Source organism: Mycobacterium sp. NGS56 (genome assembly GCF_059812425.1).
In genome coordinates this window covers 69,672-90,687 of record NZ_JCALCQ010000009.1, presented here as the reverse complement: position 1 = coordinate 90,687, position 21,016 = coordinate 69,672, and the positions used below count along the sequence as shown (strand labels likewise).

At 67.5% G+C, this 21,016-nt stretch carries 17 protein-coding genes; 14 read left to right on the top strand and 3 right to left on the bottom strand.

Annotated elements, in window-relative coordinates; all coding sequences use genetic code 11:
• The first annotated feature begins 123 nt into the window (after nucleotides 1–123).
• Nucleotides 124–1,116: a DEDDh family exonuclease gene (locus AC5Y4F_RS19705; protein WP_067932397.1), complete on the top strand. Its 993-nt coding sequence runs from the start codon at nucleotides 124–126 to the stop codon at nucleotides 1,114–1,116.
• Here the strand turns inward: AC5Y4F_RS19705 and leuA are convergent, their stop codons facing one another.
• Nucleotides 1,117–2,982: a 2-isopropylmalate synthase gene (gene leuA, locus AC5Y4F_RS19700; protein ID WP_067932395.1), complete on the bottom strand. Its 1,866-nt coding sequence runs from the start codon at nucleotides 2,980–2,982 to the stop codon at nucleotides 1,117–1,119. It abuts the gene before it with no gap.
• A gap of 291 nt (nucleotides 2,983–3,273) precedes the next feature.
• On the opposite strand from leuA, the gene AC5Y4F_RS19695 reads away from it, so the two are divergent.
• The 4 genes from AC5Y4F_RS19695 (at nucleotide 3,274) to AC5Y4F_RS19680 (ending at nucleotide 8,140) form a co-directional block, all read left to right on the top strand.
• Complete coding sequence (locus tag AC5Y4F_RS19695; protein ID WP_067932393.1) at nucleotides 3,274–4,539, top strand: aspartate kinase; 1,266 nt, start codon at nucleotides 3,274–3,276, stop codon at nucleotides 4,537–4,539.
• On the top strand, nucleotides 4,540–5,583 hold the full coding sequence (locus AC5Y4F_RS19690) for an aspartate-semialdehyde dehydrogenase (RefSeq protein WP_499997960.1): 1,044 nt from the start codon (nucleotides 4,540–4,542) through the stop codon (nucleotides 5,581–5,583).
• A 7-nt stretch (nucleotides 5,584–5,590) separates the two neighbouring features.
• The gene (locus tag AC5Y4F_RS19685; RefSeq protein ID WP_067932389.1) at nucleotides 5,591–6,748 is read left to right on the top strand and encodes a DUF4185 domain-containing protein; all 1,158 of its coding nucleotides are present in this window, start codon (nucleotides 5,591–5,593) and stop codon (nucleotides 6,746–6,748) included.
• 162 nt (nucleotides 6,749–6,910) lie between these two features.
• Nucleotides 6,911–8,140: a hypothetical protein gene (locus AC5Y4F_RS19680; RefSeq protein ID WP_499997958.1), complete on the top strand. Its 1,230-nt coding sequence runs from the start codon at nucleotides 6,911–6,913 to the stop codon at nucleotides 8,138–8,140.
• A gap of 80 nt (nucleotides 8,141–8,220) precedes the next feature.
• Here the strand turns inward: AC5Y4F_RS19680 and AC5Y4F_RS19675 are convergent, their stop codons facing one another.
• Nucleotides 8,221–10,893: a winged helix-turn-helix domain-containing protein gene (locus AC5Y4F_RS19675; RefSeq protein WP_499997957.1), complete on the bottom strand. Its 2,673-nt coding sequence runs from the start codon at nucleotides 10,891–10,893 to the stop codon at nucleotides 8,221–8,223.
• Between the two features lie 231 nt (nucleotides 10,894–11,124).
• Here AC5Y4F_RS19675 and AC5Y4F_RS19670 point away from each other — a divergent pair, with 231 nt between their 5' ends.
• The 9 genes from AC5Y4F_RS19670 to egtE all read left to right on the top strand — a co-directional run bounded on the left by AC5Y4F_RS19670 (nucleotide 11,125) and on the right by egtE (nucleotide 20,334).
• Nucleotides 11,125–11,568, top strand: a complete 444-nt coding sequence (locus AC5Y4F_RS19670; RefSeq protein WP_499998080.1) for a hypothetical protein — start codon at nucleotides 11,125–11,127, stop codon at nucleotides 11,566–11,568.
• A 154-nt stretch (nucleotides 11,569–11,722) separates the two neighbouring features.
• The gene (locus AC5Y4F_RS19665; RefSeq protein WP_499997956.1) at nucleotides 11,723–12,259 is read left to right on the top strand and encodes a hypothetical protein; all 537 of its coding nucleotides are present in this window, start codon (nucleotides 11,723–11,725) and stop codon (nucleotides 12,257–12,259) included.
• 227 nt (nucleotides 12,260–12,486) lie between these two features.
• Nucleotides 12,487–13,935, top strand: coding sequence for a catalase (locus tag AC5Y4F_RS19660; protein WP_067933073.1), 1,449 nt, complete (start codon nucleotides 12,487–12,489; stop codon nucleotides 13,933–13,935).
• A gap of 62 nt (nucleotides 13,936–13,997) precedes the next feature.
• Entirely contained in the window at nucleotides 13,998–14,639 is a 642-nt protein-coding gene (locus AC5Y4F_RS19655; RefSeq protein WP_369829689.1) for a sensor domain-containing protein, read from the top strand.
• 179 nt (nucleotides 14,640–14,818) lie between these two features.
• Nucleotides 14,819–16,132, top strand: a complete 1,314-nt coding sequence (egtA, locus tag AC5Y4F_RS19650; RefSeq protein ID WP_067933077.1) for an ergothioneine biosynthesis glutamate--cysteine ligase EgtA — start codon at nucleotides 14,819–14,821, stop codon at nucleotides 16,130–16,132.
• Nucleotides 16,133–16,176: 44 nt separating this feature from the next.
• Complete coding sequence (egtB, locus tag AC5Y4F_RS19645; protein WP_499998076.1) at nucleotides 16,177–17,493, top strand: ergothioneine biosynthesis protein EgtB; 1,317 nt, start codon at nucleotides 16,177–16,179, stop codon at nucleotides 17,491–17,493.
• Nucleotides 17,493–18,215 carry an ergothioneine biosynthesis protein EgtC gene (egtC, locus tag AC5Y4F_RS19640; RefSeq protein ID WP_067933080.1) on the top strand — a complete coding sequence of 241 codons (723 nt, stop codon included), beginning with the start codon at nucleotides 17,493–17,495 and terminating at the stop codon, nucleotides 18,213–18,215. Before egtB ends, egtC begins: the two co-directional genes overlap by 1 nt.
• The gene (gene egtD, locus AC5Y4F_RS19635; protein ID WP_067933082.1) at nucleotides 18,215–19,180 is read left to right on the top strand and encodes an L-histidine N(alpha)-methyltransferase; all 966 of its coding nucleotides are present in this window, start codon (nucleotides 18,215–18,217) and stop codon (nucleotides 19,178–19,180) included. Before egtC ends, egtD begins: the two co-directional genes overlap by 1 nt.
• 47 nt (nucleotides 19,181–19,227) lie before the next feature.
• Entirely contained in the window at nucleotides 19,228–20,334 is a 1,107-nt protein-coding gene (gene egtE, locus AC5Y4F_RS19630) for an ergothioneine biosynthesis PLP-dependent enzyme EgtE (RefSeq protein ID WP_499998074.1), read from the top strand.
• Here the strand turns inward: egtE and AC5Y4F_RS19625 are convergent.
• Entirely contained in the window at nucleotides 20,331–21,008 is a 678-nt protein-coding gene (locus AC5Y4F_RS19625) for a class I SAM-dependent methyltransferase (RefSeq protein ID WP_499997954.1), read from the bottom strand. The genes egtE and AC5Y4F_RS19625 overlap by 4 nt on opposite strands.
• Between the last annotated feature and the right edge of the window lie 8 nt (nucleotides 21,009–21,016).

Sequence of the window (21,016 nt, the reverse complement as noted above, 5' to 3'; positions counted from 1 at the left end):
TTCCAGGGCGATCGCAAGCGCGGCGGTTGTCGCCGGGCGCGGCGGGTCGCCCGGCGTAATTCCATCGCCCGACACGGCGCGCAACGAACAGGCGATGTCGGTCGCCCGTGCCATCCTCAGTGCATGAGCGGGGTGTCCTGGGGACGGCCGGCCAGCGAGCCGGACGGGGGCTGGGCCGTCGTCGATGTCGAGACCTCGGGCTTTCGGCCGGGTCAGGCACGGATCATCAGCGTCGCGGCGCTCGGCCTGGACGCCGACGGCAACGTCGAACATTCGGTGGTGAGCCTGCTCAACCCCGGCGTGGACCCGGGTCCCACCCACGTGCACGGCTTGACCTCCGCCATGCTGGAAGACCAGCCCCAGTTCGCCGACATCGTCGGCGACGTGGCCGAGGTGCTGCGCGGTCGCACATTGGTCGCCCACAACGTGGCGTTCGACTACGCGTTTCTTGCCGCCGAAGCAGAACTGGCCGAGACCGAGCTGCCGGTCGACAGTGTGATGTGCACCGTCGAGCTGGCCAGACGGCTGGACCTCGGCATCGACAACCTGCGGCTGGAGACGCTCGCCGCGCACTGGGGCGTCACCCAGGAGCGGCCGCACGACGCCTTCGACGATGCGATGGTGCTGACCGGCGTGCTGGCCTCGGCACTCAAGCTGGCCCGCGAAAGCGACATCTGGTTGCCGATACATCCGGTGACCCGGCGTCGCTGGCCGAACGGCCGGGTCACCCATGACGAGCTGCGACCACTCAAGGTGCTGGCGTCCCGGATGCCGTGTCCGTATCTCAACCCCGGCCCCTACGTGGGCGGCCGACCGCTTGTGCAGGGCATGCGCGTGGCGCTCGCGGCCGAGGTTGGCCGCACCCACGAGGAACTCGTGGAACGCATCCTGCATGCCGGGCTGGCCTACACCGAGGCCGTCGACCGGGAGACCTCGCTAGTCGTCTGCAACGATCCCGCTGCCGAGCAGGGCAAGGGCTACCTCGCCCGGCAACTGGGGGTGCCGGTGATCTGCGATGCGGAGTTCATGGACTACGTCGGCGCCGTCATCGGGGGCACCAGCATGGACGAATTCACCGACGCCAGCACGCTGGACCAGCAGCTGGCGCTGTTTTGATCAGCCGCGAGCGGCGCGGTTGACCGCCGACACGACCGCACGCAGCGACGCGGCGGTGATCGACGGCGCGATGCCGACTCCCCACACCGTGCGGCGCTCGCTGGACGCGTGCCCACCCGCTTCGCCCGGCTGCTCCGCGCTCGCGATCGGCACGTCCACCGACGCCTCCACATAGGCAGCGGCCTGCGCGTCGTCACCGGCGCTCATCGCGTGCTCGGAATAGTCCAGGACGGCCACGTCGAAACCGACACGGCCCAGCGCGTGGACGAACGCGGCAAGGGGGCCGTTGCCCTCCCCGCTGATCTCGGTCTCCGCGCCGTTGATCTTGACGGTCGCGGTGATGCGGGTGACGCCGCTGTCCTCCTCGGAAGCGTCGACGCGCTGTTTGATCCGCTCCAGTGGTAACACCGGGGCCAGGTACTCCTCAAAGAACGCGTCCCACATCTCCTTGGGACTGACCTCGCCGCCTTCCCCTGCTGTGCCCTCTGCGATCTTTTGGATCACCTGGGAGAACTCGATCTGCAGTCGCCGCGGCAGCGACAGGCCGTAATCGGCCTTCATGATGTAGGCCACCCCGCCCTTGCCGGACTGCGAGTTGACCCGGATCACGGCCTCGTAGGTGCGTCCGACGTCCTTGGGGTCAATCGGCAGATACGGCACCTGCCACAGCATGTCTTCGACGTCGGTGTCCGCGGCGTCCGCGTCGACCTTCATCTGGTCCAGGCCCTTGTTGATGGCATCCTGATGGCTGCCGGAGAACGCGGTATAGACCAGGTCGCCGCCGTAGGGGTGACGCTCGGGCACGGGCAGCTGGTTGCAGTATTCGACCGTGCGGCGGATCTCGTCGATGTTGGAGAAGTCGATCTGCGGGTCCACGCCGCGGGAGAACAGGTTGAGCCCCAGTGTCACCAGGCAGACGTTGCCGGTGCGCTCGCCGTTGCCGAACAGGCAGCCCTCGATGCGGTCGGCACCGGCAGAAAAGCCCAACTCCGCTGCGGCAACGGCGGTTCCGCGGTCGTTGTGCGGATGCAGGCTCAGGATGACCGATTCCCGGTTGGCCAGGTTGCGGCTCATCCACTCGATCGAGTCGGCGTAGATGTTGGGCGTGGCCATCTCGACGGTGGCGGGCAGGTTGAAGATGATCGGGTTGTCCGGCGTCGGTGCGATGATCTCGCCGACGGCGTCACACACCTGCTTGGCGTACTCCAGTTCCGTGCCGGTGTAGGACTCCGGCGAATACTCGAACCGCCACCGCGTGCCCGGACGCTTGGCGGCCTCCTCGACGCACTTGCGCGCGCCATCGGTCGCGATGGCCTGTACGGCGGCCCGGTCGGCACGAAAAACAACGCGGCGCTGCAGGATTGACGTCGAGTTGTAGAAGTGCACGATGGCCTGCGGCGCACCGGCGCACGCCTCGAAGGTGCGCTCGATCAGCTCTGGCCGGCACTGGGTCAGCACCTGGATGGTGACGTCGTCGGGGATGGCGCCGTCGGTGATGATTTCGCGGACGAAGTCGAAGTCGGTCTGGCTGGCCGACGGGAATCCCACCTCGATTTCCTTGTAGCCCATGCGGACCAGCAAATCGAACATGCGGCGCTTACGCGCCGGGCTCATGGGGTCGATCAACGCCTGGTTGCCGTCGCGCAGATCCACCGCACACCACAGCGGTGCATGAGTGATGACGCGGTCGGGCCAAGTGCGGTCGGGCAGTCGGACGGGCTCGACCTCGTCGGCGAACGGCCGGTACCGGTTGACCGGCATCGACGAGCCCCGCTGCGGATTCCAGGCGGGCTGCCCGGCGGCCGGTGGGCCGGCCGGGCGAACGATGGTTCGTGTCGAGCGGAATGCGTCGGGATTGGAAGTCACGGTGATTGCTCCGGGGATTTCAGAAGGGAAACTTCAGACCGGCGCATCGCGAACACCCGCGACGGGAAGCCGGTCTGGATCAGACCCCGTCGCGGCGTCCGAGGAGGAGCACCCGCTGCACGTTGAAAACTTTACCGCTTTTGGCGCTTAGGCAAAAATTGCGCCTAGACCGCAGCGAATGCAGGGGCGCGGGTGGGCGGTATCGCGACGTAAATCACCATGCACCGACACGTATTCTGTTGTGGACTTATAGCCGAAACCAAATGCTCAGGCCGGAGAGGCAGGAATAACGTGGCGCTCGTCGTGCAAAAGTACGGCGGATCCTCAGTGGCGAACGCCGACCGGATCCGGCGGGTGGCCGAGCGCATCGTCGCTACCAAGAAGCAGGGCAACGACGTAGTAGTCGTCGTCTCCGCGATGGGCGACACCACCGACGATTTGATGGACCTGGCCCACCAGGTGTGTCCGGCGCCGCCACCGCGGGAGCTTGACATGCTGCTGACGTCCGGCGAGCGGATCTCCAACGCATTGGTCGCAATGGCGATCGAATCGATGGGTGCGGAGGCCCGCTCGTTCACCGGCTCGCAGGCCGGGGTGATCACCACCGGAACGCATGGCAACGCCAAGATCATCGAGGTCACTCCGGGACGGCTGCAGACCGCGCTCGACGAGGGGCGCATCGTGTTGGTGGCCGGATTCCAGGGCGTCAGCCAGGACACCCGGGACGTGACCACGCTGGGCCGCGGAGGTTCGGACACCACGGCGGTGGCCCTGGCCGCGGCGCTATCCGCCGACGTCTGCGAGATCTACACCGACGTCGACGGCATCTTCAGCGCCGACCCGAGGATCGTGCACAACGCCCGCAAGCTGGACACGGTCACCTTCGAGGAAATGCTCGAGATGGCGGCTTGCGGCGCCAAAGTTCTCATGCTGCGCTGCGTGGAATATGCACGCCGCTACAACATTCCGGTGCACGTCCGGTCCTCCTATTCGGAAAACCCGGGCACCATCGTCGTCGGATCGATCAAGGACATACCCATGGAAGACCCCATTCTGACCGGAGTCGCGCACGACCGCAGCGAGGCCAAGGTGACCGTCGTCGGCATTCCCGACATCCCCGGATATGCCGCTCGGGTTTTCCGGGCGCTCGCCGATGCCGACGTGAACATCGACATGGTGTTGCAGAACGTCTCCAAGGTCGAGGACGGCAAGACCGACATCACCTTCACCTGCTCGCGCGACAGCGGCCCCACCGCGGTTGCCAGGCTGGACGCCCTCCGGGAAGAGATCGGCTTCAGCCAGCTGCTCTACGACGACCACGTCGGCAAGGTGTCGCTGATCGGCGCGGGCATGCGCAGCCACCCCGGGGTCACCGCCACCTTCTGTGAGTCCCTGGCCGAGGTGGGCGTCAACATCGAGCTGATATCGACGTCCGAGATCCGCATCTCGGTGCTGTGCCGCGACACCGAACTAGATAAGGCCGTCGTGGCGTTGCACGAGGCGTTCGGGCTCGGCGGCGAGGAGTCGGCGACGGTGTATGCGGGGACGGGTAGATAGATGGTTGCCATTGGAGTTGTGGGCGCCACCGGTCAGGTCGGCCAGGTGATGCGCCGGTTGCTCGACGAGCGGGACTTCCCCGCGACGTCGGTTCGGTTTTTTGCGTCATCGCGCTCCCTAGGCCGCAAGCTGGGATTTCGCGGCCAGGAGATCGAGGTCGAAGACGCGGCGGCGGCCGACCCAAGCGGCCTGGACATCGCGCTGTTCTCCGCCGGCAAGACGATGTCGCTGGTGCAGGCGCCGCGATTCGCCGCGGCCGGGGTGACGGTGATCGACAACTCGTCGGCCTGGCGCAAGGACCCGGAAGTGCCGTTGGTGGTATCCGAGGTGAACTTCGACCGGGACGTTGGGGATGCGCGCTCGCTGGCCAAGGGCATCATCGCCAACCCGAACTGCACCACGATGGCCGCGATGCCCGCGTTGAAGGTGCTGCACGAGGAAGCCGGGCTACAACGCCTGGTGGTGTCCAGCTATCAGGCGGTATCCGGCAGCGGGGTCGCCGGGGTCGAGGAGCTGGCCTCCCAGGCGCGCGCGGTCATCGACGGTGCCGAGCAGCTGGTGCACGACGGCAGCGCGGTGCAGTTCCCGGCGCCCCAGACCTATGTGGCGCCGATCGCCTTCAACGTGGTGCCGCTGGCCGGATCGCTGGTGGACGACGACTCGGGTGAGACCGACGAGGACCAGAAGCTGCGCCACGAAAGCCGCAAGATCCTCGGCATTCCCGACCTGGCCGTCAGCGGCACCTGTGTGCGGGTCCCGGTGTTCACCGGGCACTCGCTGTCGATCAACGCCGAATTCGCCCGGGCGCTCTCACCACAGCGGGCTCGCGAGCTGCTCGAGGCTGCGCCGGGCGTCAAGGTGGTCGACGTGCCGACCCCGCTGGCGGCCGCCGGCGTGGACGAATCCTTGGTCGGCCGGATCCGGCACGACCCCGGGGTACCCGACGGCCGCGGCCTGGCACTGTTCATCTCCGGTGACAACTTGCGCAAGGGGGCGGCGCTGAACACCATCCAGATCGCCGAGCTGCTGGCCGCCCAGCTGTGACAAGCGGGTGAGCATCACCCACACTCGCTTGGTCGCGCGGTGCTCACTGTTCGCCGCGTCGGCCGTCTGTTTGGTTCTGCCGCAGTGGATGAGCGTCGCGTGCGCCGACCCGGCGGCACCGGCCCCCGAGCCCGTGCTGCAGCCGCTGGCGCCCGGTCAGGTGCTGCGCATCGGTCCCAGCGCCGGAACCGGCACGCCGACCGTGGACTACGGCATCGGCGCGACGGACCTGTGCGAGTTCATCGAGTTTCCCGCCGAGTTGCTCCAAGTGTGCGGTGACAGCTTCGCCGGTGAGGGGGTCGGATTCGGCGGTTGGTACGCACCGGTCGCGTTGCGCGTCGACACCTCCTCCGTCGACGACCCCGGCGGAGTCCGCTACACCGGGGTCACCGGCGTCAGCAAACCGCTGCTGGCCGATCCCACCCCGCCCGGAACCTCGCAGCTGCCCGCCGGGGTCGTGCAGATCAACCGGCGCAACTACCTGATGGTGACGACGACCAAGAACCTCGAGCCGCAAACCTCCCGGCTGGTGACCGCCGAACCGGCGCGCTCGGGCTGGCAGACCATCCCGGGATCCAAGCGACCCGCGTCGTACCAGGGCGGCTCGCAGACCCAGATCAGCGGCTACTACGACCCGATCCCGACCCCGGACTCACCGGGCGGGTGGGTGTACATGGTCGCCGACAGTTTCACCCGCAGGGACCCGGTGCTGCTGTATCGGGCGACGCCGCAGGCGTTCACCGACCGGTCGAAGTGGCAGGGTTGGGCGGCGGGCCCGGGCGGGGGCTGGGGCAAGCCGCCGACGCCGCTGTGGCCGGACGCGGTGGGCGAATTGTGCATCCGGCAGATCGACGGCAAGGCGGTGCTGTCCTACTTCAATGCCGTCACCGGCAACATGGAGGTCCGGGTGGCCAACGACCCGACGTCGCTGGGCGACGCGCCGGTCACCACGGTGGTGCAGCACGACGAGTGGCCGGAGCCGGCCGAGAGCCTGCCGGCGCCCTACGACAACCGGCTCGCGCAACCGTATGGCGGTTACATCTCGCCCGGTTCGACGCTTGACGAGCTGCGAATCTTCGTGAGCCAGTGGGACACTCGGGCACGCGTTGCCGCGCCGTACCGGGTGATCCAGTTCGCGGTCAACCCGCTGCGGCCCGACGTCTAGGCGTTCGAGACTTGGTCTATTTCCAAACAGTGGCCCTGCTCTTGTCGCGCTTGGCGGACCCGGTGCCCGGTGGGACGATAAGCCCTGTTATGGCGTCCGGACCACGGAGGAACTGTGCGGGAGGCAAGCACCACGCCGCCACGTCGCCACGAGCTCTCGAGCATGGCGGACGACTACTCGCGGCACGCCCTCTCGCAGTGCGCATGCTTCGAGGCGACCCACCCGGCCGTGCTGGCCGCAGCGGAGCGGCTTGCGAACGAGCCGGTGCTCCGCGTGTCGGACCTGGGCGCCGCCGACGGCGTCAACTCTCACGGCCTCATCCGCGCTCTCGTGGCGCAGCGCGCCGGCCGGGCGCTGATCTACGCGCTCGTTGATCTCCCGACAAACGCTTGGCGGGTCGCCGCCGCCCATTTGCGGGATGCCTTCGCCACTGCGGCGGACGAAAGCCCGATCGTCGTGATACCTGCGTCAGGCGAGGCCGGCCCCGGGGTCGCCGACACGGGCACGGGCGCCCACTACGCACTGCCGGAGGCCAACAGCGAGGCCTGCCGGCGAGCGCTCGATCGCGACCCGGCCCCCGCTACGGTCGTCTCGATGGCCGGAATCCCGCTGCACCAGGCGCCCTCCTTTCCACCGGGCACAGTTCACCTCGCGGTGACCGGGACGTGCATGCACTGGGTCGCCGACGCCGCCGGCTTGCCCTCGAGCGGCTCGGTCTTCCCCGGCTACCCGGACCACGTGGACGAGGACGAGCGACGTGCCTGGCGCGTGGCCGCGGAGCGGCACTGGGAGCGACTGCTCGAGATGCGCGCGGCGGAGTTGACCCCCGGAGGGTATTTCATCGCCGCCATCCCGGCCTCCCCCAAGCCGTGCCCGGACAGGACGGGGCTCTACGTCGAGATCATCGGAGACATGAACCGGCTGCTCGCCGATTGGCGCCGCGCGGGGCGCATCGGCAGCGCCACCGTCGAGGCGGCCGTTGTCCCGGTCTGGTCTCGCACGCTCGACGAGTTCGGGGCGCCCTTCAAGGCGGGCGGCGGGCGCTTCGCCGGCCTCGAGCTCGAGAGTGCCGAGCTGTTTCGTCTCGACAATCCCTACTGGCACGACGATCCCGCGGTGTTCGCGCGGGAATACGTGCAGAGCGTGGCCGCATGGGGAGGGCCGCTCCTCCTCCGTGCGTTCGTGCACGAGGGCGAGGCGTGCGCTGCCGGTCTTCTCGCCGACTTCCTCGCAGAGCTCGAGGAGCGCGTCACGGACGCCCCCGACCGCTACCGCTGGGACTACGTCGAGGCCCTCATCATCTGCCGGAAGACGGACGAGGCGGGGCGAGGTCGTGCCCACGTCTCCTCCGCAAGTTCACCAGCGCACCCTGGCGTCGTGCCTCATGGTTGATCGATCCGTTTCGCCGCTTAACACGCGCCTGCGAACTTCGACGGAGTCGGATACGAAGTTTTAAGACACCCATACGTCGCCTATTTCGGGGCGGCGTTCAGGTTTGCCCGGGCCTGGTCGATCTGGTCGCATGCATACGTCACCATCTCGGCCGTGGTCATCGTCTGGCCCTTGCGGGCAAGCGGTTCGTAGCCCTGGTCGCCGAGGACATCGCGGAGGTGGGTAATCGCCGTGTTCAGTTGGGGATAACTTGCACGCGAAAAGAGACTTGCCGCGAACCCGCTGATGATCGCGGCCTGTTCGTGGTGTCCGAGTCGGTCCAGTAGCGAGACGAGTATTGCCAGCGGGTTCTTTATCAGGGCGGCGTTGCCGATCTCGTAATAGCGGCCGATCAATACCATCAGAGTCTCGAACGTTCCACTGGGATCACGTTGAGCCGCAACGAGTAATACCGTCGACGCCGACGCCGATTCCATCTGTCGGTTGCGGCTCTCCTGCGCGATGGTCAGCGATCGGCGTAGCGCGTCGTAAGCCCCCGCGGGGTCGGCATCGTGATAGGCAAGGCCGTGGGACAACAGCGCGAAGCAGGCCGTACTCGGGCTGCGCGCCGCGTCTGCGGCGGCGAGCAATCCCCGCGCTGCGACCCTCGCTTCATCGCCTCGGCCTAAGAAGTAGTACGCCATCACCAGAGATGCGCGGGCCACGGTTTGCGGGCCTCCGTATCGACCAATCGCACTGCGGCACATCTCAACCCAACGCTCGCTCTGCCCGGCGTGGGTGTACACAATTCCGGTCGAGATTTGCACTTCGTAGAAAGTCTCGTCGAAACCACCGTTGTCCGTTAACGGGCGGCTGGCGTCGAGATAACGGACGGCGTCGTCTGACCGCCCCGCCGCGTGGCACTGCGCGGCGACCACGTACAGGTGCGCGAGCCGCCGATGGTTCGCCCTTCGTGCAGGTTCGATCATCTCCTCGGCCCATCCGACGGGCTCGTACTGTTCGGTCATCAGGCCGAGCAGTGTCGCGCAGACGGCGAGCGACGCCGCGCTGTCGACGTCGCCTTGGTCGGCGGCCCAGCGAAATGCGGTGCGCAGGTTGGGTAACTCGGTGGTGAACCAGTCGTAGGCCTCGCGTTGTCGGGGGCTGTCCCATAGCGCCATGATGTCGGGTTCCCGGCCGGCGTAGTACCGCGAATGGGCGGCTCGGGCCTCGAATGCTTCACCGCGGGCCACGAGTTGTTCCTCGGCGAACTGGCGGATGGTCTCCAGCATCGAATACCGGGTCCGTCCCACTGACTGGTCGACGATCAGCAACGACTTGCGCACCAACGCTTCAAGCAGGTCGAGGACGGCAAGGTCGTCTCTGTCGTCGTATCCCCCTACCGCGCAAGCGCTTTGCAGATCGAATCCGCCGGTGAACACCGAACACCGCTCGAGTAGCCCCTTTTCGGCATCGTCGAGGAGCTCGAACGACCATGCGACGGCGTGGCGCAGGGTGTGGTGACGTTCCAGCGCGCGCCGCGAGCCCACCAGCAGACGAAACCGCTGGTCGAGGCGATCCCGCACCTCGCCGGCAGTCATCGAGGCCATCCGCGAAGCCGCGAGCTCGATGGCCAACGGGATCCCGTCCAGGCGGCGGCAGATCTCCACCACCGCCGCCGCGTCGTCACGTGTAGTCACCGAGAACTGCCAGGCCTCGCCTTGCGCTCGGTCGACGAACAGCGCCACCGCGGCAGAGTCGGTGCCGGCACCGACATCCAACGAGGGCACCAACCACGCCCGCTCATCGGCAACGCGTAGCCCTTCGCGGCTGGTCGCCAAAACTTTCACCGTCGCCGATTGCGCCAAGATCGTCTCGACGAGATCGGCCGCAGCCTCACGCAGATGCTCGCAGTTGTCGATCACCAACAATCGGATCGTGCCGTCCATAGCGGCGGCCAGCGAGTCGCTCATGCTTTTTCCCGGCTGCTGGGCAATGCCCAGCACGCCCGCGACGGCGTCGGGCACCGCCGCCGGATCGGTGACGGCGGCCAACTCGAAAACCCATATCCCGTCCGGGAATTCGTCGACCAGATGTCTCGCAACCTCCAGTGCCAACCGTGTCTTGCCGACCCCGCCCACGCCGGTCAACGTGACAAGCCGATGCGCTTTCACCGCCGCTTGCACCTCGTCGAGTTCGGCTTCGCGTCCGATGAAGCTGCTGGTCGCCAAACGCAGATTCCCCGGACTCGCGTCCAGCACCCGCAAGGGCGGAAAGTCGGTCCGCAGGCCGGGTGCGCGGACCTGAAACACCCCGACCGGGGTTGGCAGGTCCCGGAGCCGTCGCGCTCCCAGATCGATGAGATCAGCGTCGCTGAGCAGACCGGCAGTCGACTCGGCCAACAGGATCTGACCGCCGTGCCCGGCCGCCATCACCCGCGCGGCGCGGTTGAGCACCGCGCCGAAATAATCGCCCTCCCTCAACTCGGCCTCGCCGGTCGCAATCCCCATCCGCACCGGCAATTCCAGCACCCGCTGCGCGGTCACCGCGGCGTCCACCGCTGCCTTCGGGGAGCTGAATGCCGCACACACACCGTCACCGGTGTGCTTGAAAAGGAACCCGGCGTGCGCGGCCACAGCGTTACGCAATACCTCGTCGTGGGCAACCAGCGCCGAGCGCATCCCCTCGGCGTCGGCTTCCCACCGACGGGTCGAACCCTCGACGTCGGTGAACAGGAACGTCACCACATCAGAAGGCGGTCCCGCTGCGGACACCCGCACAGAATGTCACACCGGGCGCCCGACCATCCAGCAAACTGCGACGGACGTTTCCAGACTCTCGTATGCCATCCAGCCAAGGGCCGCGATACACCGGGCGCGCGGAGGCGTTTTCACCCGCTGAGCGGGGCCTTTACTTCACAGCTTCTACATAAGTAGCGCATAGCGGCCACTACTGTTAACGGCTTCATCATTTGTCTCATGAGTGAAACACCTGAAACCCCCACTGTGCGGCACTCCACCGCAACTGCACCGGCCGCCGCGGAAGCGGTTGCGGCCTACCGAGCCCCGCGGGTCTTCCAAATCGCCGCGTGGGTCGCCATCGTCGCCGGGATCGTGTTCATCCTCGCGGTCATCTTCTTCACCGGCTTCATCCTCGGCCACCGCGGCGGCCATCACGGCCACCACCACAAGCACCACCACCACGCGATGATGCACCACCGCGGCCCTGGCGGCCCCGGCAACTTCGGTGGCCCGGGCGCACCCGGCGGCCAGGGTGGACAGGGCGGACAAAACGGCCCCGGAGCCACCACCACTGCTCCGGCCCCGTCGTCGGGCGTGCGTCCCAGTGGCATGGCCCCGGGTCAGCTCCCGGCGTCGGTGTTCCACTCGGCTGCCACCGCTCATGGCGCGCCGGGACAGGCGCCGAGCGTCATCGTCCTGGCCAACTGAAAAACCCCCATCAACCAGCGGCCCGGCGTTCGATGCGAGCGCCGGGCCCCTTGTCGTTGGCGGTCACCGGCGCCTAACCGCAGCATCTCGATTGGCGACATTTTTGACGCCAGCCCCTGTTGGGCACCAGGCATGCGGGGCAATATGGCAAGGCATGAGCGAGACACCCGAACCACCAGTTGAGCCGACCGCCGAGCCGACGCCGGCCCCCTCAGTCGCCGAGCCACCGCCACCCACCCCGCACCGGGTGCAACCGCCGCGCCTCTACACCGCGGCTGCCTGGGTGGTGATCGTCGCCGGCGTCGTCTTCATCCTCACGTCGCTGTTCTTTGTCGGCGCCTTCATTTGGAAGCACAACTACTACTGCAACCACCACCACCACGGCATGTTTCATCCCGGCGGGCCCGGACCGGGCAACGGGCCATGGGGCCCCGGTGGCCCGGGACCCGGCAATGGGCCGGGGCAGTACGGCGGCCCCGGCGGCGGCTACGGCCCGTGGTACGGCGGGCCTGGTGGTCCGGGGCCAGACAACGGACCGTGGGGATACGGGCCCGGCGGACCCGGGCTGATCGTTCCCATGCCCCCGAGCGGTCCGGGCGGCCCCGGCGGACCGCATGCCGGCCCGGGCGTCAGCGGCCCCGGTCAGCCGCCTGCGAGCCCGCCCCCCGGCGCGCCCGCGCCACGTCCCTGATAGCGCTCACTTAAGCAGCGCCCGAAATGGGTACTAACCCGTAGTGGGCAACCGATCGCGAGTCGCCCGCATTTGTTGGACCAGATCAAGATGAGGAGAACACTCGGTTGCGGCCGGAGGATCCGGGGGGCTCACCGCCGTGCTGAAATTGCCTGAAGGAAAGCGGATTCGGTACCCGGGCATGCGACCTCGGATGCTGCGGCCCCCGTGACGAGGAGTAGAGCGTAATGACGGAGCGTTTCACGACCAATGACGCCGGTATCGCTGCGCCGAGCGACGATCAGTCGCTGACGATCGGCCCAGACGGCCCGATCCTGTTGCAGGACCATTACCTGATTGAACAGATGGCGATGTTCAATCGCGAGCGCATCCCGGAACGTCAGCCGCACGCCAAAGGTGGTGGCGCGTTTGGTCATTTCGAAGTGACCAACGATGTCAGCCAGTACACCAGGGCCGCGGTCTTCCAGCCCGGCACCAAAACCGACATGCTGGCCAGGTTTTCCACCGTCGCCGGAGAGCGGGGCAGCCCAGACACGTGGCGCGACCCGCGTGGCTTCGCGCTGAAGTTTTACACCAGCGAAGGCAATTTCGACCTCGTCGGCAACAACACCCCGGTCTTCTTCATGCGTGATCCGTTGAAGTTCCAGCACTTCATCCGGTCCCAGAAGCGCTTGCAGGCAAGCAATGTGCGTGACCACAACATGCAGTGGGACTTTTGGAGTCTCTCCCCGGAGTCGGCGCATCAAGTGACCTGGTTGATGGGCGACCGGGGAATTCCCAAAACCTGGCGGAACATGAACGGCTACAGCAGCCACACCTACAGCTGGATCAACGCCGCCGGCGAGATCTTCTGGGTGAAGTACCACTTCATCACCGATCAGGGCATCGAGTTCCTGACCCAGGAGGACGCCGACCGGCTGGCCGGCGAAGACGGCGACTATCACCAGCGCGACCTGTTCGAGTCGATCGAACGCGGGGATCACCCGAGCTGGACGCTGAAGATGCAGATCATGCCGTACGAGGAAGCCAAGGATTACCGGTTCAACCCGTTCGATCTGACCAAGGTGTGGCCGCACGGCGACTACCCGCTGATCGACGTCGGCAGGATGACGCTGAACCGCAACGTCACCGACTATCACGCGGAGATCGAGCAGGCGGCGTTCGAGCCGAACAACACCGTGCCCGGCACCGGCTTGAGCCCGGACAAAATGCTGCAGGCGCGGGGCTTTTCGTATTCGGACGCGCATCGTGCCCGGCTGGGGACCAACTACCGGCAGATCCCGGTCAACACCCCCAGAGTCGAGGTGAACAGCTACTCCAAAGACGGGGCCATGCGCATCAACAACGTCTCCGACCCCGTGTATGCGCCCAACTCCTACGGTGGGCCACACGCCGACCCGGCACGCGCCGCAGAGATCCGCTGGCATGCCGACGGCGACATGGTCCGGTCGGCGTACACGTTGCACGCCGAGGACAACGACTGGGGGCAGGCCGGCACCATGGTCCGCCAAGTGCTCGACGATGCGGCCAGGGAACGCTTGGCGCACAACATCATTGGCCACGTGTCCCAAGGCGTCAAGGAGCCGGTGCTGTCGCGGGTGTTCGAGTACTGGCGCAACGTCGATCCCGACCTGGGAAAGAAGGTCGAGGAAGGCGTCCGGGGCAACGGGGGCTGACCGCACGTCCGTGCGCCTGGCATGATCGCTGCATGACCATGCGGGTTACGCAGGCTGCCCAGATGCGGGGCGCTGTGATGGCCATCGGCTTGGCCCTGGCCGGAACCGTCGTGGCGCCCTCGGCCGCCGCGCACCCGTCGGAGCCGGGCGTGGTGAACTACGCGGTCCTGGGCAAAGGCTCGGTCGGCAACATCGTTGGCGGACCGATGGGGTGGGAGGCGGTGTTCACCCAGCCCGGGCAAGGCGACTGGGTGGACCTCCCGGAGTGCAACAACTGGGCCGACATTGGTTTGCCCGAGGTCTACAACGATCCGGATCTGGCGTCGTTCAACGCAGCCCTGACCCAGACGTCGGCCACCGACCAGACACATCTGGTCAAACAGGCCGTCGGCGTGTTCGCCACCAATGACGCCGCAGGCCGGGCTTTTCATCGGGTGGTGGATCGCACGGTGGGGTGTTCGGGACAGACCACCGCGCTGCATCTGGACAACGGCAGCACCCAGGTCTGGTCGTTCGACGGCGGGCCGGCCGGTCCCGCCGACGAGAACTGGACCAAGCAGGAGGCGGGCACCGATCGCCGGTGCTTCAATCAAACCAGGCTGCGCGAAAACGTGTTGCTGCAGGCGAAAGTGTGCCAATCCGGCAACGCCGGGCCCGCGGTGAACGTGCTCGCCGGGGCGATGCAGAACGCCCTGGGTCAATAATCGGGCGATGGGGTACCCGTTTTCCCCGTGCACGCAGACCGCGGGGAAGGGAATATGTCGGGGGCATCTGATAGATGAAGCACTAGACGAAGTAGTCCGATTATCGTTCGATTAGCTGCCGCAGGGAAGCGGTCCGCAGGGCTATGTGCAGGCTCGCCCGGACCCGAAGGGATCGTGATATGACGTTCGCGCCGATCACCCCCGCGGCTTCGCAGTCCGAGTCGCGGGTGGCCGGCGCTGACCCTGCCCCGGAGCTGGACATCGCCGAGCTGGCCGATTCCGCGGCCGTGGCGCAGTACATCGCCGAGGGGTGTCTGGTGGACGCCCCGCTGGGCCGTATCGGTCTGGAGTTGGAGGCCCATTGCCACGACCGGGCCGACCCGTATCGCAGGCCGAGCTGGGGCGAGATCGCCGACGTGCTCGACGCGCTGCCCGCGTTGCCCGGGGGCAGCAGGATCACCGTCGAGCCGGGGGGTGCCGTCGAACTGTCCGGGCCGCCGGCCGACGGCGTAGTGCCCGCTATCGACGCCATGCGCCGGGACCAGGCCGCGCTGCAGCCCGCGTTTGCTGAGGCCGGGCTGGGCCTGGTATTTCTTGGCGCCGACCCGCTGCGCCCGCCCAGGCGCATCAATCCCGGTGCCCGGTATCGCGCCATGGAGCGGTTCTTCGCCACCAGCCAATCGGGGGAAGCGGGAGCGGCGATGATGACGTCCACCGCATCGATTCAAGTCAACGTGGACGCCGGGCCGCGGGACGGCTGGGCGGCGCGGGTGCGCCTCGCACATGCGCTGGGGCCCACCATGATCGCGATAACGGCGAACTCGCCGATGCTGTGCGGTGAATTCACGGGCTGGGTGTCGAGCCGGCAGCGAGTGTGGGGTCAGATGGACTCGGCACGCTGCGGACCCATCCTGGGCGCCAGCGGAGACGACCCTGGCACCGACTGGGCCCGGTATGCGCTCAAGGCCCCGGTGATGCTGGTGCACAACCCCGACGCCGAGGCGGTCACGCACTGGGTGCCGTTTGCCGACTGGGTCGACGGCCGCGTGTTGCTCGGGGATCGCCGACCCAGCGTCGCTGACCTGGAGTACCACCTGACCACGTTGTTCCCGCCGGTGCGACCCAGGCAGTGGCTGGAGATCCGTTACCTCGACAGCGTGCCCAATGGGCTGTGGCCCGCGGTGGCGTTCACCATGGCGGTCCTGCTCGATGATCCGGCCGCCGCCGACACCGCGGCCGAGGCGGTCGAACCGGTTGCCACCGCCTGGGACACCGCGGCCCGGGTGGGGCTGCGGGATCGGCGACTGTACTTGGCTGCCAACGCGTGCCTGGCCGTCGCCGCCGCCAAAGCCCCGGCCGAAATCGGTGATTCGATGCAGCGGTTGGTCCGCCTCGTCGAACAAGGCCGCTGTCCCGGCGACGAGTTCTCCGACCAGGTGATCGAGCACGGCCTCGCGCCCACAGTGGCGCGACTGGCGCAGGGGGAGCTGTGACGTCTCCTGGCGATTCCGACCCGCTGCGCCCGGCCGCGCCGCGCTTGCCGTCGTCATGCCGGGAGGGCCTCGCCAACGAGTTAGCGCGGGCGCGGGCGCGGACGTTGCGCCTGGTCGAGTTCGACGACGCGGAACTCTGCCGGCAGTACGACCCGCTGATGAGTCCCTTGGTGTGGGACCTGGCGCACATCGGTCAGCAGGAGGAGTTGTGGCTGTTGCGGGGTGGTGACTGTTCGCGGCCCGGGATGTTGCCCCCGGCGGTCGACGGGCTCTATGACGCCTTCGTGCATTCCCGCGCCAGCCGGGTCGACCTGCCGCTGCTGTCGCCGGACAGAGCGCGCGCATATTGCCAGACTGTGCGGTCCGCGGTGCTCGACGCGCTTGACGTGCTGCCCGTCAATCCCGCCGGCGACGAGGCCGCCTTCGTGTACGCGATGGTGGTCAGCCACGAAAACCAGCACGACGAGACGATGCTGCAGGCTTTGAACTTGCGCACCGGCGCACCGCTCTTGCGCGACGCCCCGGGGCTGCCGCGCGGTCGGGCAGGGTTGACCGGCACGTCGGTGCTGGTGCCCGGCGGCGAGTTCGTGCTCGGTGTGGACGCCGCTGACGAACCGTCCTCGCTGGACAACGAGCGTCCGGCCCACGTCGTCGACCTGCCCGCGTTCCGCATCGGACGGGTTCCGGTCACCAACGGCGAATGGCGCCAGTTCGTCGACGACGGCGGCTACGACCAGCCGCGCTGGTGGTCGAAGCGTGGCTGGCAGCACCGCCAGGCCGCGGGCGTGACCGCGCCGCAGTTCTGGAGCTCCGATGGCACCACCCGCACCCGGTTCGGCCACGTCGGGGTCATCGCGGCCGACGAACCCGTCCAGCACGTCAGCTATTTCGAGGCCCAGGCGTACGCGGCCTGGGCCGGTGCCCGGTTGCCCACCGAGATGGAATGGGAGAAGGCCTGCGCCTGGGATCCGGTCACCAACGCCCGGCGCCGCTACCCATGGGGAGACCGCAAACCGGACAACACGCTGGCCAACCTGGGCGGCACGGCGCTGCGGCCGGCGCCGGTGGGCGCCTACCCCGGTGGCGCTTCGGCGTACGGGGCCGAGCAGATGCTGGGCGATGTCTGGGAGTGGACCGCCTCGCCGCTGCGGCCCTGGCCCGGGTTCGTCCCAATGCTGTACGAGCGGTATTCGCAGCCGTTCTTCGACGGTGATTACCGGGTGTTGCGCGGCGGCTCGTGGGCCGTGGCGGAAAGCATCATGCGGCCGAGTTTCCGCAACTGGGATCACCCCTACCGTCGCCAGATCTTCTCCGGCGTCCGGTTGGCATGGGACGTCTCCGACGCCGGGGATCCGGCCTGATGTGCCGGCACCTGGGCTGGCTGGGCACCGGCGTCACGGTTTCCTCTCTGGTACTCGACCCGCCGTTCGGGCTGCGCGTGCAGTCCTACGCACCCCGCCGCCAAAAGCACTGCCTGCTCAACGCCGACGGTTGGGGCGTCGGGTTTTTCGACACCCCATCGCAGGGCTCCCCGGAGGCCGGGGTGCCACGGCGCTGGCGCAGTCAGGCGCCGCTGTGGGGCGATGTGTCGTTCGATTCCATCGCGCCCGCCTTGCGCAGCCACTGCGTGGTGGCCGCCGTCCGCTCGGCCACCGTCGGCATGCCGATCGAGGTCAGCGCGACCGCGCCGTTCACCGATGGGCGTTGGTTGTTGTCGCACAACGGCATCGTCGATCGAGCCGTGCTGCCGATGACGTCGCAGGCCGAATCCGTCTGTGACAGTGCGATACTGGCGGCCGTCATCTTCGACCGCGGCCTCGACGCGCTGGGGGACACCATCGTCGAGATAGCTTCGGCCGACCCGGGTGCTCGGCTGAACATATTGGCGGCCAACGGCTCTCGCATGCTGGCGACGGCCTGGGGCGACACGCTGTCCGTCCTGCGCCGTCCGGACGGCGTGGTGCTGGCCAGCGAACCGTATGACAACGACTCGGACTGGGAAGACGTGCCGGACCGCCACCTCGTCGAAGTCACCGCGCAAGGTGTCACGCTGACGCCGCTGGACCAGTCGAGAGGATCCTGATGACACTGTCGCTGTCGAACCACCTGGCCGCCGACTCGGCGTACCACGCGTTGCGCCGCGACGTGCTGGATGGCCTGCAGAAGACACCAAAGACATTGCCGCCCAAATGGTTCTACGATTCGGTGGGTAGTGATCTGTTCGACCAGATCACCCGGTTGCCTGAGTACTATCCGACGCGGGCCGAAGCTGAGATCTTGCGCGCCCGCGCGACCGAAGTCGCATCGGCCAGCGAGGCCGACACCCTGGTGGAATTGGGCAGCGGCACGTCGGAGAAGACGCGGCTGTTGCTCGACGCGCTGCGCGCGCGGGATTCGCTGCGCAGGTTTGTTCCGTTCGACGTCGACGCCAGCATCCTGTCGACCTCGGCCGCGGCCATCCAACGGGACTACCAGGGGGTCGAGATCAGGGCCGTCTGCGGCGATTTCGAAGAGCATCTGACCGAGATCCCCGAAGGCGGGCGACGGCTCTTCGTGTTCTTGGGGTCGACCATTGGCAATCTCACACCTGGACCGCGTGCGGATTTCCTTGCCGCACTGTCCGCTCAGATGCGGCCCGGCGACAGTTTGTTGCTGGGCACGGACCTGGTCAAGGACACCGAGCGACTCGTGCGTGCCTACGACGACGCCGCGGGGGTGACGGCTGCGTTCAATCGCAATGTGCTCGCGGTGGTGAACCGGGAACTCGACGCCGACTTCGACGTCGCAGCCTACCGGCACGTGGCCCGGTGGAACGCGGCGGAAGATCGCATCGAGATGTGGCTGCGGTCCGACCGTCGCCAGCAAGTGCGGGTCGGCGCGCTCGAACTGACCGTCGACTTCGATGCCGGCGAGGAAATGCTCACCGAGGTGTCGTGCAAGTTCCATCCCGACAAGGTGACTGACGAATTGGCTGCCGCGGGGCTGCGCCGTATCCGGTGGTGGACCGACGAGGCGGGCGACTTCGGGTTGTCGTTGGCCGTGAAGTGACCGACGGCAACGCGCTGGCCCGCCGATGGCGGTCAGTCCGCCCGCCGATGGCCGGGCTACACCTGGACAACGCGGCCTGTTCGCGCCAGAGCCTGGCAGTGATCGAGGCGGCCGCGCAGCACGCCCGCAACGAGTCCGAGGTCGGCGGCTATGTCGCGGCGGAAGCGGCCACACCGGTGCTCGATGCCGGGCGTGTCGCGTTCGCCGCGCTGACCGGAATGTCGGATGCCGAAATGGTTTTCACCACGGGCTCGCTGAACGCTCTGGATCTGTTGTTGGGTGGCTGGCCCGCGGAGCGCCGAACGGTAGCTTGCCTGCCCGGCGAGTACGGGCCCAACTTGGCACTGCTGGCAGCGCACGGATTTGAACGACGGCTGCTGCCGACTATGGAAGACGGCCGGGTCGCGCTCGACGACGCGGCGCTGGCGTTACAGACCGATCCGCCGGACCTGGTGCACCTGACCGCGGTGGGTAGCCATTGCGGTGTGGTGCAGCCGGTTTCAATGATCGCCCGGCTCTGCCGGGAATTGGGGCTGCCGCTTGTCGTCGACGCGGCGCAGGCGCTTGGCCAGGTGGACTGCGCGGTGGGCGCCGACGCGACCTATTCCTCGTCGCGCAAGTGGATCGCCGGGCCGCGCGGTGTCGGGATGCTCGGCATACGCCGCGAGCTGTTGAAATCGCTGCACCCAAGGCTGGCGGTGCCGGACTGGGCCAGGAAAGACGGTTCGCCAACAGTCGCCGAACAGCTGGAATTCGGCGAGGCCAATGTCGCTGCGCGCGTTGGGTTTTCGCTGGCACTGGGCGAGCATCTGGCCTACGGCCCACAGACGGTGTGCGCACGACTGGCTGAGCTGGGCAGCCTGAGCCGCACGGTTCTGGCCGATGTGGCGGGCTGGACGGTGATCGAAGAGGTCGACGAGCCCAGTGCCATCACCACTTTGGCCCCGGCCGACGGCGCCGACCCGCGGGCGGTGCGGGCCTGGCTGCTGGCCGAGCGGCGGATCCTGACCACATTCGCGGGGGTGCAGAGGGCGCCCCTGGAGATGACGGAACCGGTGCTGCGGATCTCGCCTCACGTGGATACCACGGCCGACGATTTGGAGACGTTCGCCGAGGCGCTCATCGCCGCCACCGCGGCGACCGCGGCCGGCTAACCGGTTTTGTGCGCGGTCAACAAGTAGGCCGGCATCTTCATCCGGCCCTTCTCGTCGAGGTCGTGCGGTGGGAATTCGAAAGGCGCATCGGGGATTTTGACGACGTTCGACAGGATGTACGAAGGGCGAATCTCATCGATCTCCCAGTACTTGCCCACCGCGGCGCGCAACTCGTCCTCGTCGACCTCGTTGGGTTTGGGTTGCATCTCGGCCGGAAAAGCGCCCTTGGCGAACACCAGGACGAAGAAGCTGGCGCCCGGAGCGGCCGCACGGTGTACCGACTTCAGATAGCCATCGCGGCCCTCGACAGGAAGCGAGTGGAACAAGGTGCTGTCCACGACGGTGGAGAACCGTCCGTCGTGGCCGGAGAACGACGTGATGTCTGCCTGGACGAAACTGGCCGTGGTCAGGCCGCGCTCCCGGGCGGACTTGGTCGCCGCCGCGATGGCCGTCGGTGTCAGGTCGACACCGACGACGGTGTAGCCCTGGTCGGCCAGTGTCAGCGACAGCTCGGCGAAGCCGCATCCGGCGTCCAGCACGTCGCTGCGGAATTTGCCGGCCGCGACCAGCGCCGCCAGTTCGGGTTGCGGCTCTCCGATATTCCACGGCGGTGGACCCTCGAAGTGGGCCTGCTCGCGATACGCACTGTCCCAGTCCATCACTTCATCAGACATGGTTTTCA

Excerpts from the sequence above, each read along its gene's own strand:
- AC5Y4F_RS19690 (WP_499997960.1), top strand. The coding sequence starts at position 4,540 with ATGGTTGCCATTGGAGTTGTGGGCGCCACCGGTCAGGTCGGCCAGGTG.
- AC5Y4F_RS19680 (WP_499997958.1), top strand. The coding sequence starts at position 6,911 with ATGGCGGACGACTACTCGCGGCACGCCCTCTCGCAGTGCGCATGCTTC.
- egtE (WP_499998074.1), top strand. The coding sequence starts at position 19,228 with ATGGCCGGGCTACACCTGGACAACGCGGCCTGTTCGCGCCAGAGCCTG.
- egtD (WP_067933082.1), top strand. The coding sequence starts at position 18,215 with ATGACACTGTCGCTGTCGAACCACCTGGCCGCCGACTCGGCGTACCAC.
- AC5Y4F_RS19660 (WP_067933073.1), top strand. The coding sequence starts at position 12,487 with ATGACGGAGCGTTTCACGACCAATGACGCCGGTATCGCTGCGCCGAGC.
- AC5Y4F_RS19665 (WP_499997956.1), top strand. The coding sequence starts at position 11,723 with ATGAGCGAGACACCCGAACCACCAGTTGAGCCGACCGCCGAGCCGACG.
- AC5Y4F_RS19705 (WP_067932397.1), top strand. The coding sequence starts at position 124 with ATGAGCGGGGTGTCCTGGGGACGGCCGGCCAGCGAGCCGGACGGGGGC.
- egtC (WP_067933080.1), top strand. The coding sequence starts at position 17,493 with ATGTGCCGGCACCTGGGCTGGCTGGGCACCGGCGTCACGGTTTCCTCT.
- AC5Y4F_RS19655 (WP_369829689.1), top strand. The coding sequence starts at position 13,998 with ATGCGGGGCGCTGTGATGGCCATCGGCTTGGCCCTGGCCGGAACCGTC.
- egtA (WP_067933077.1), top strand. The coding sequence starts at position 14,819 with ATGACGTTCGCGCCGATCACCCCCGCGGCTTCGCAGTCCGAGTCGCGG.
- AC5Y4F_RS19625 (WP_499997954.1), bottom strand. The coding sequence starts at position 21,008 with ATGTCTGATGAAGTGATGGACTGGGACAGTGCGTATCGCGAGCAGGCC.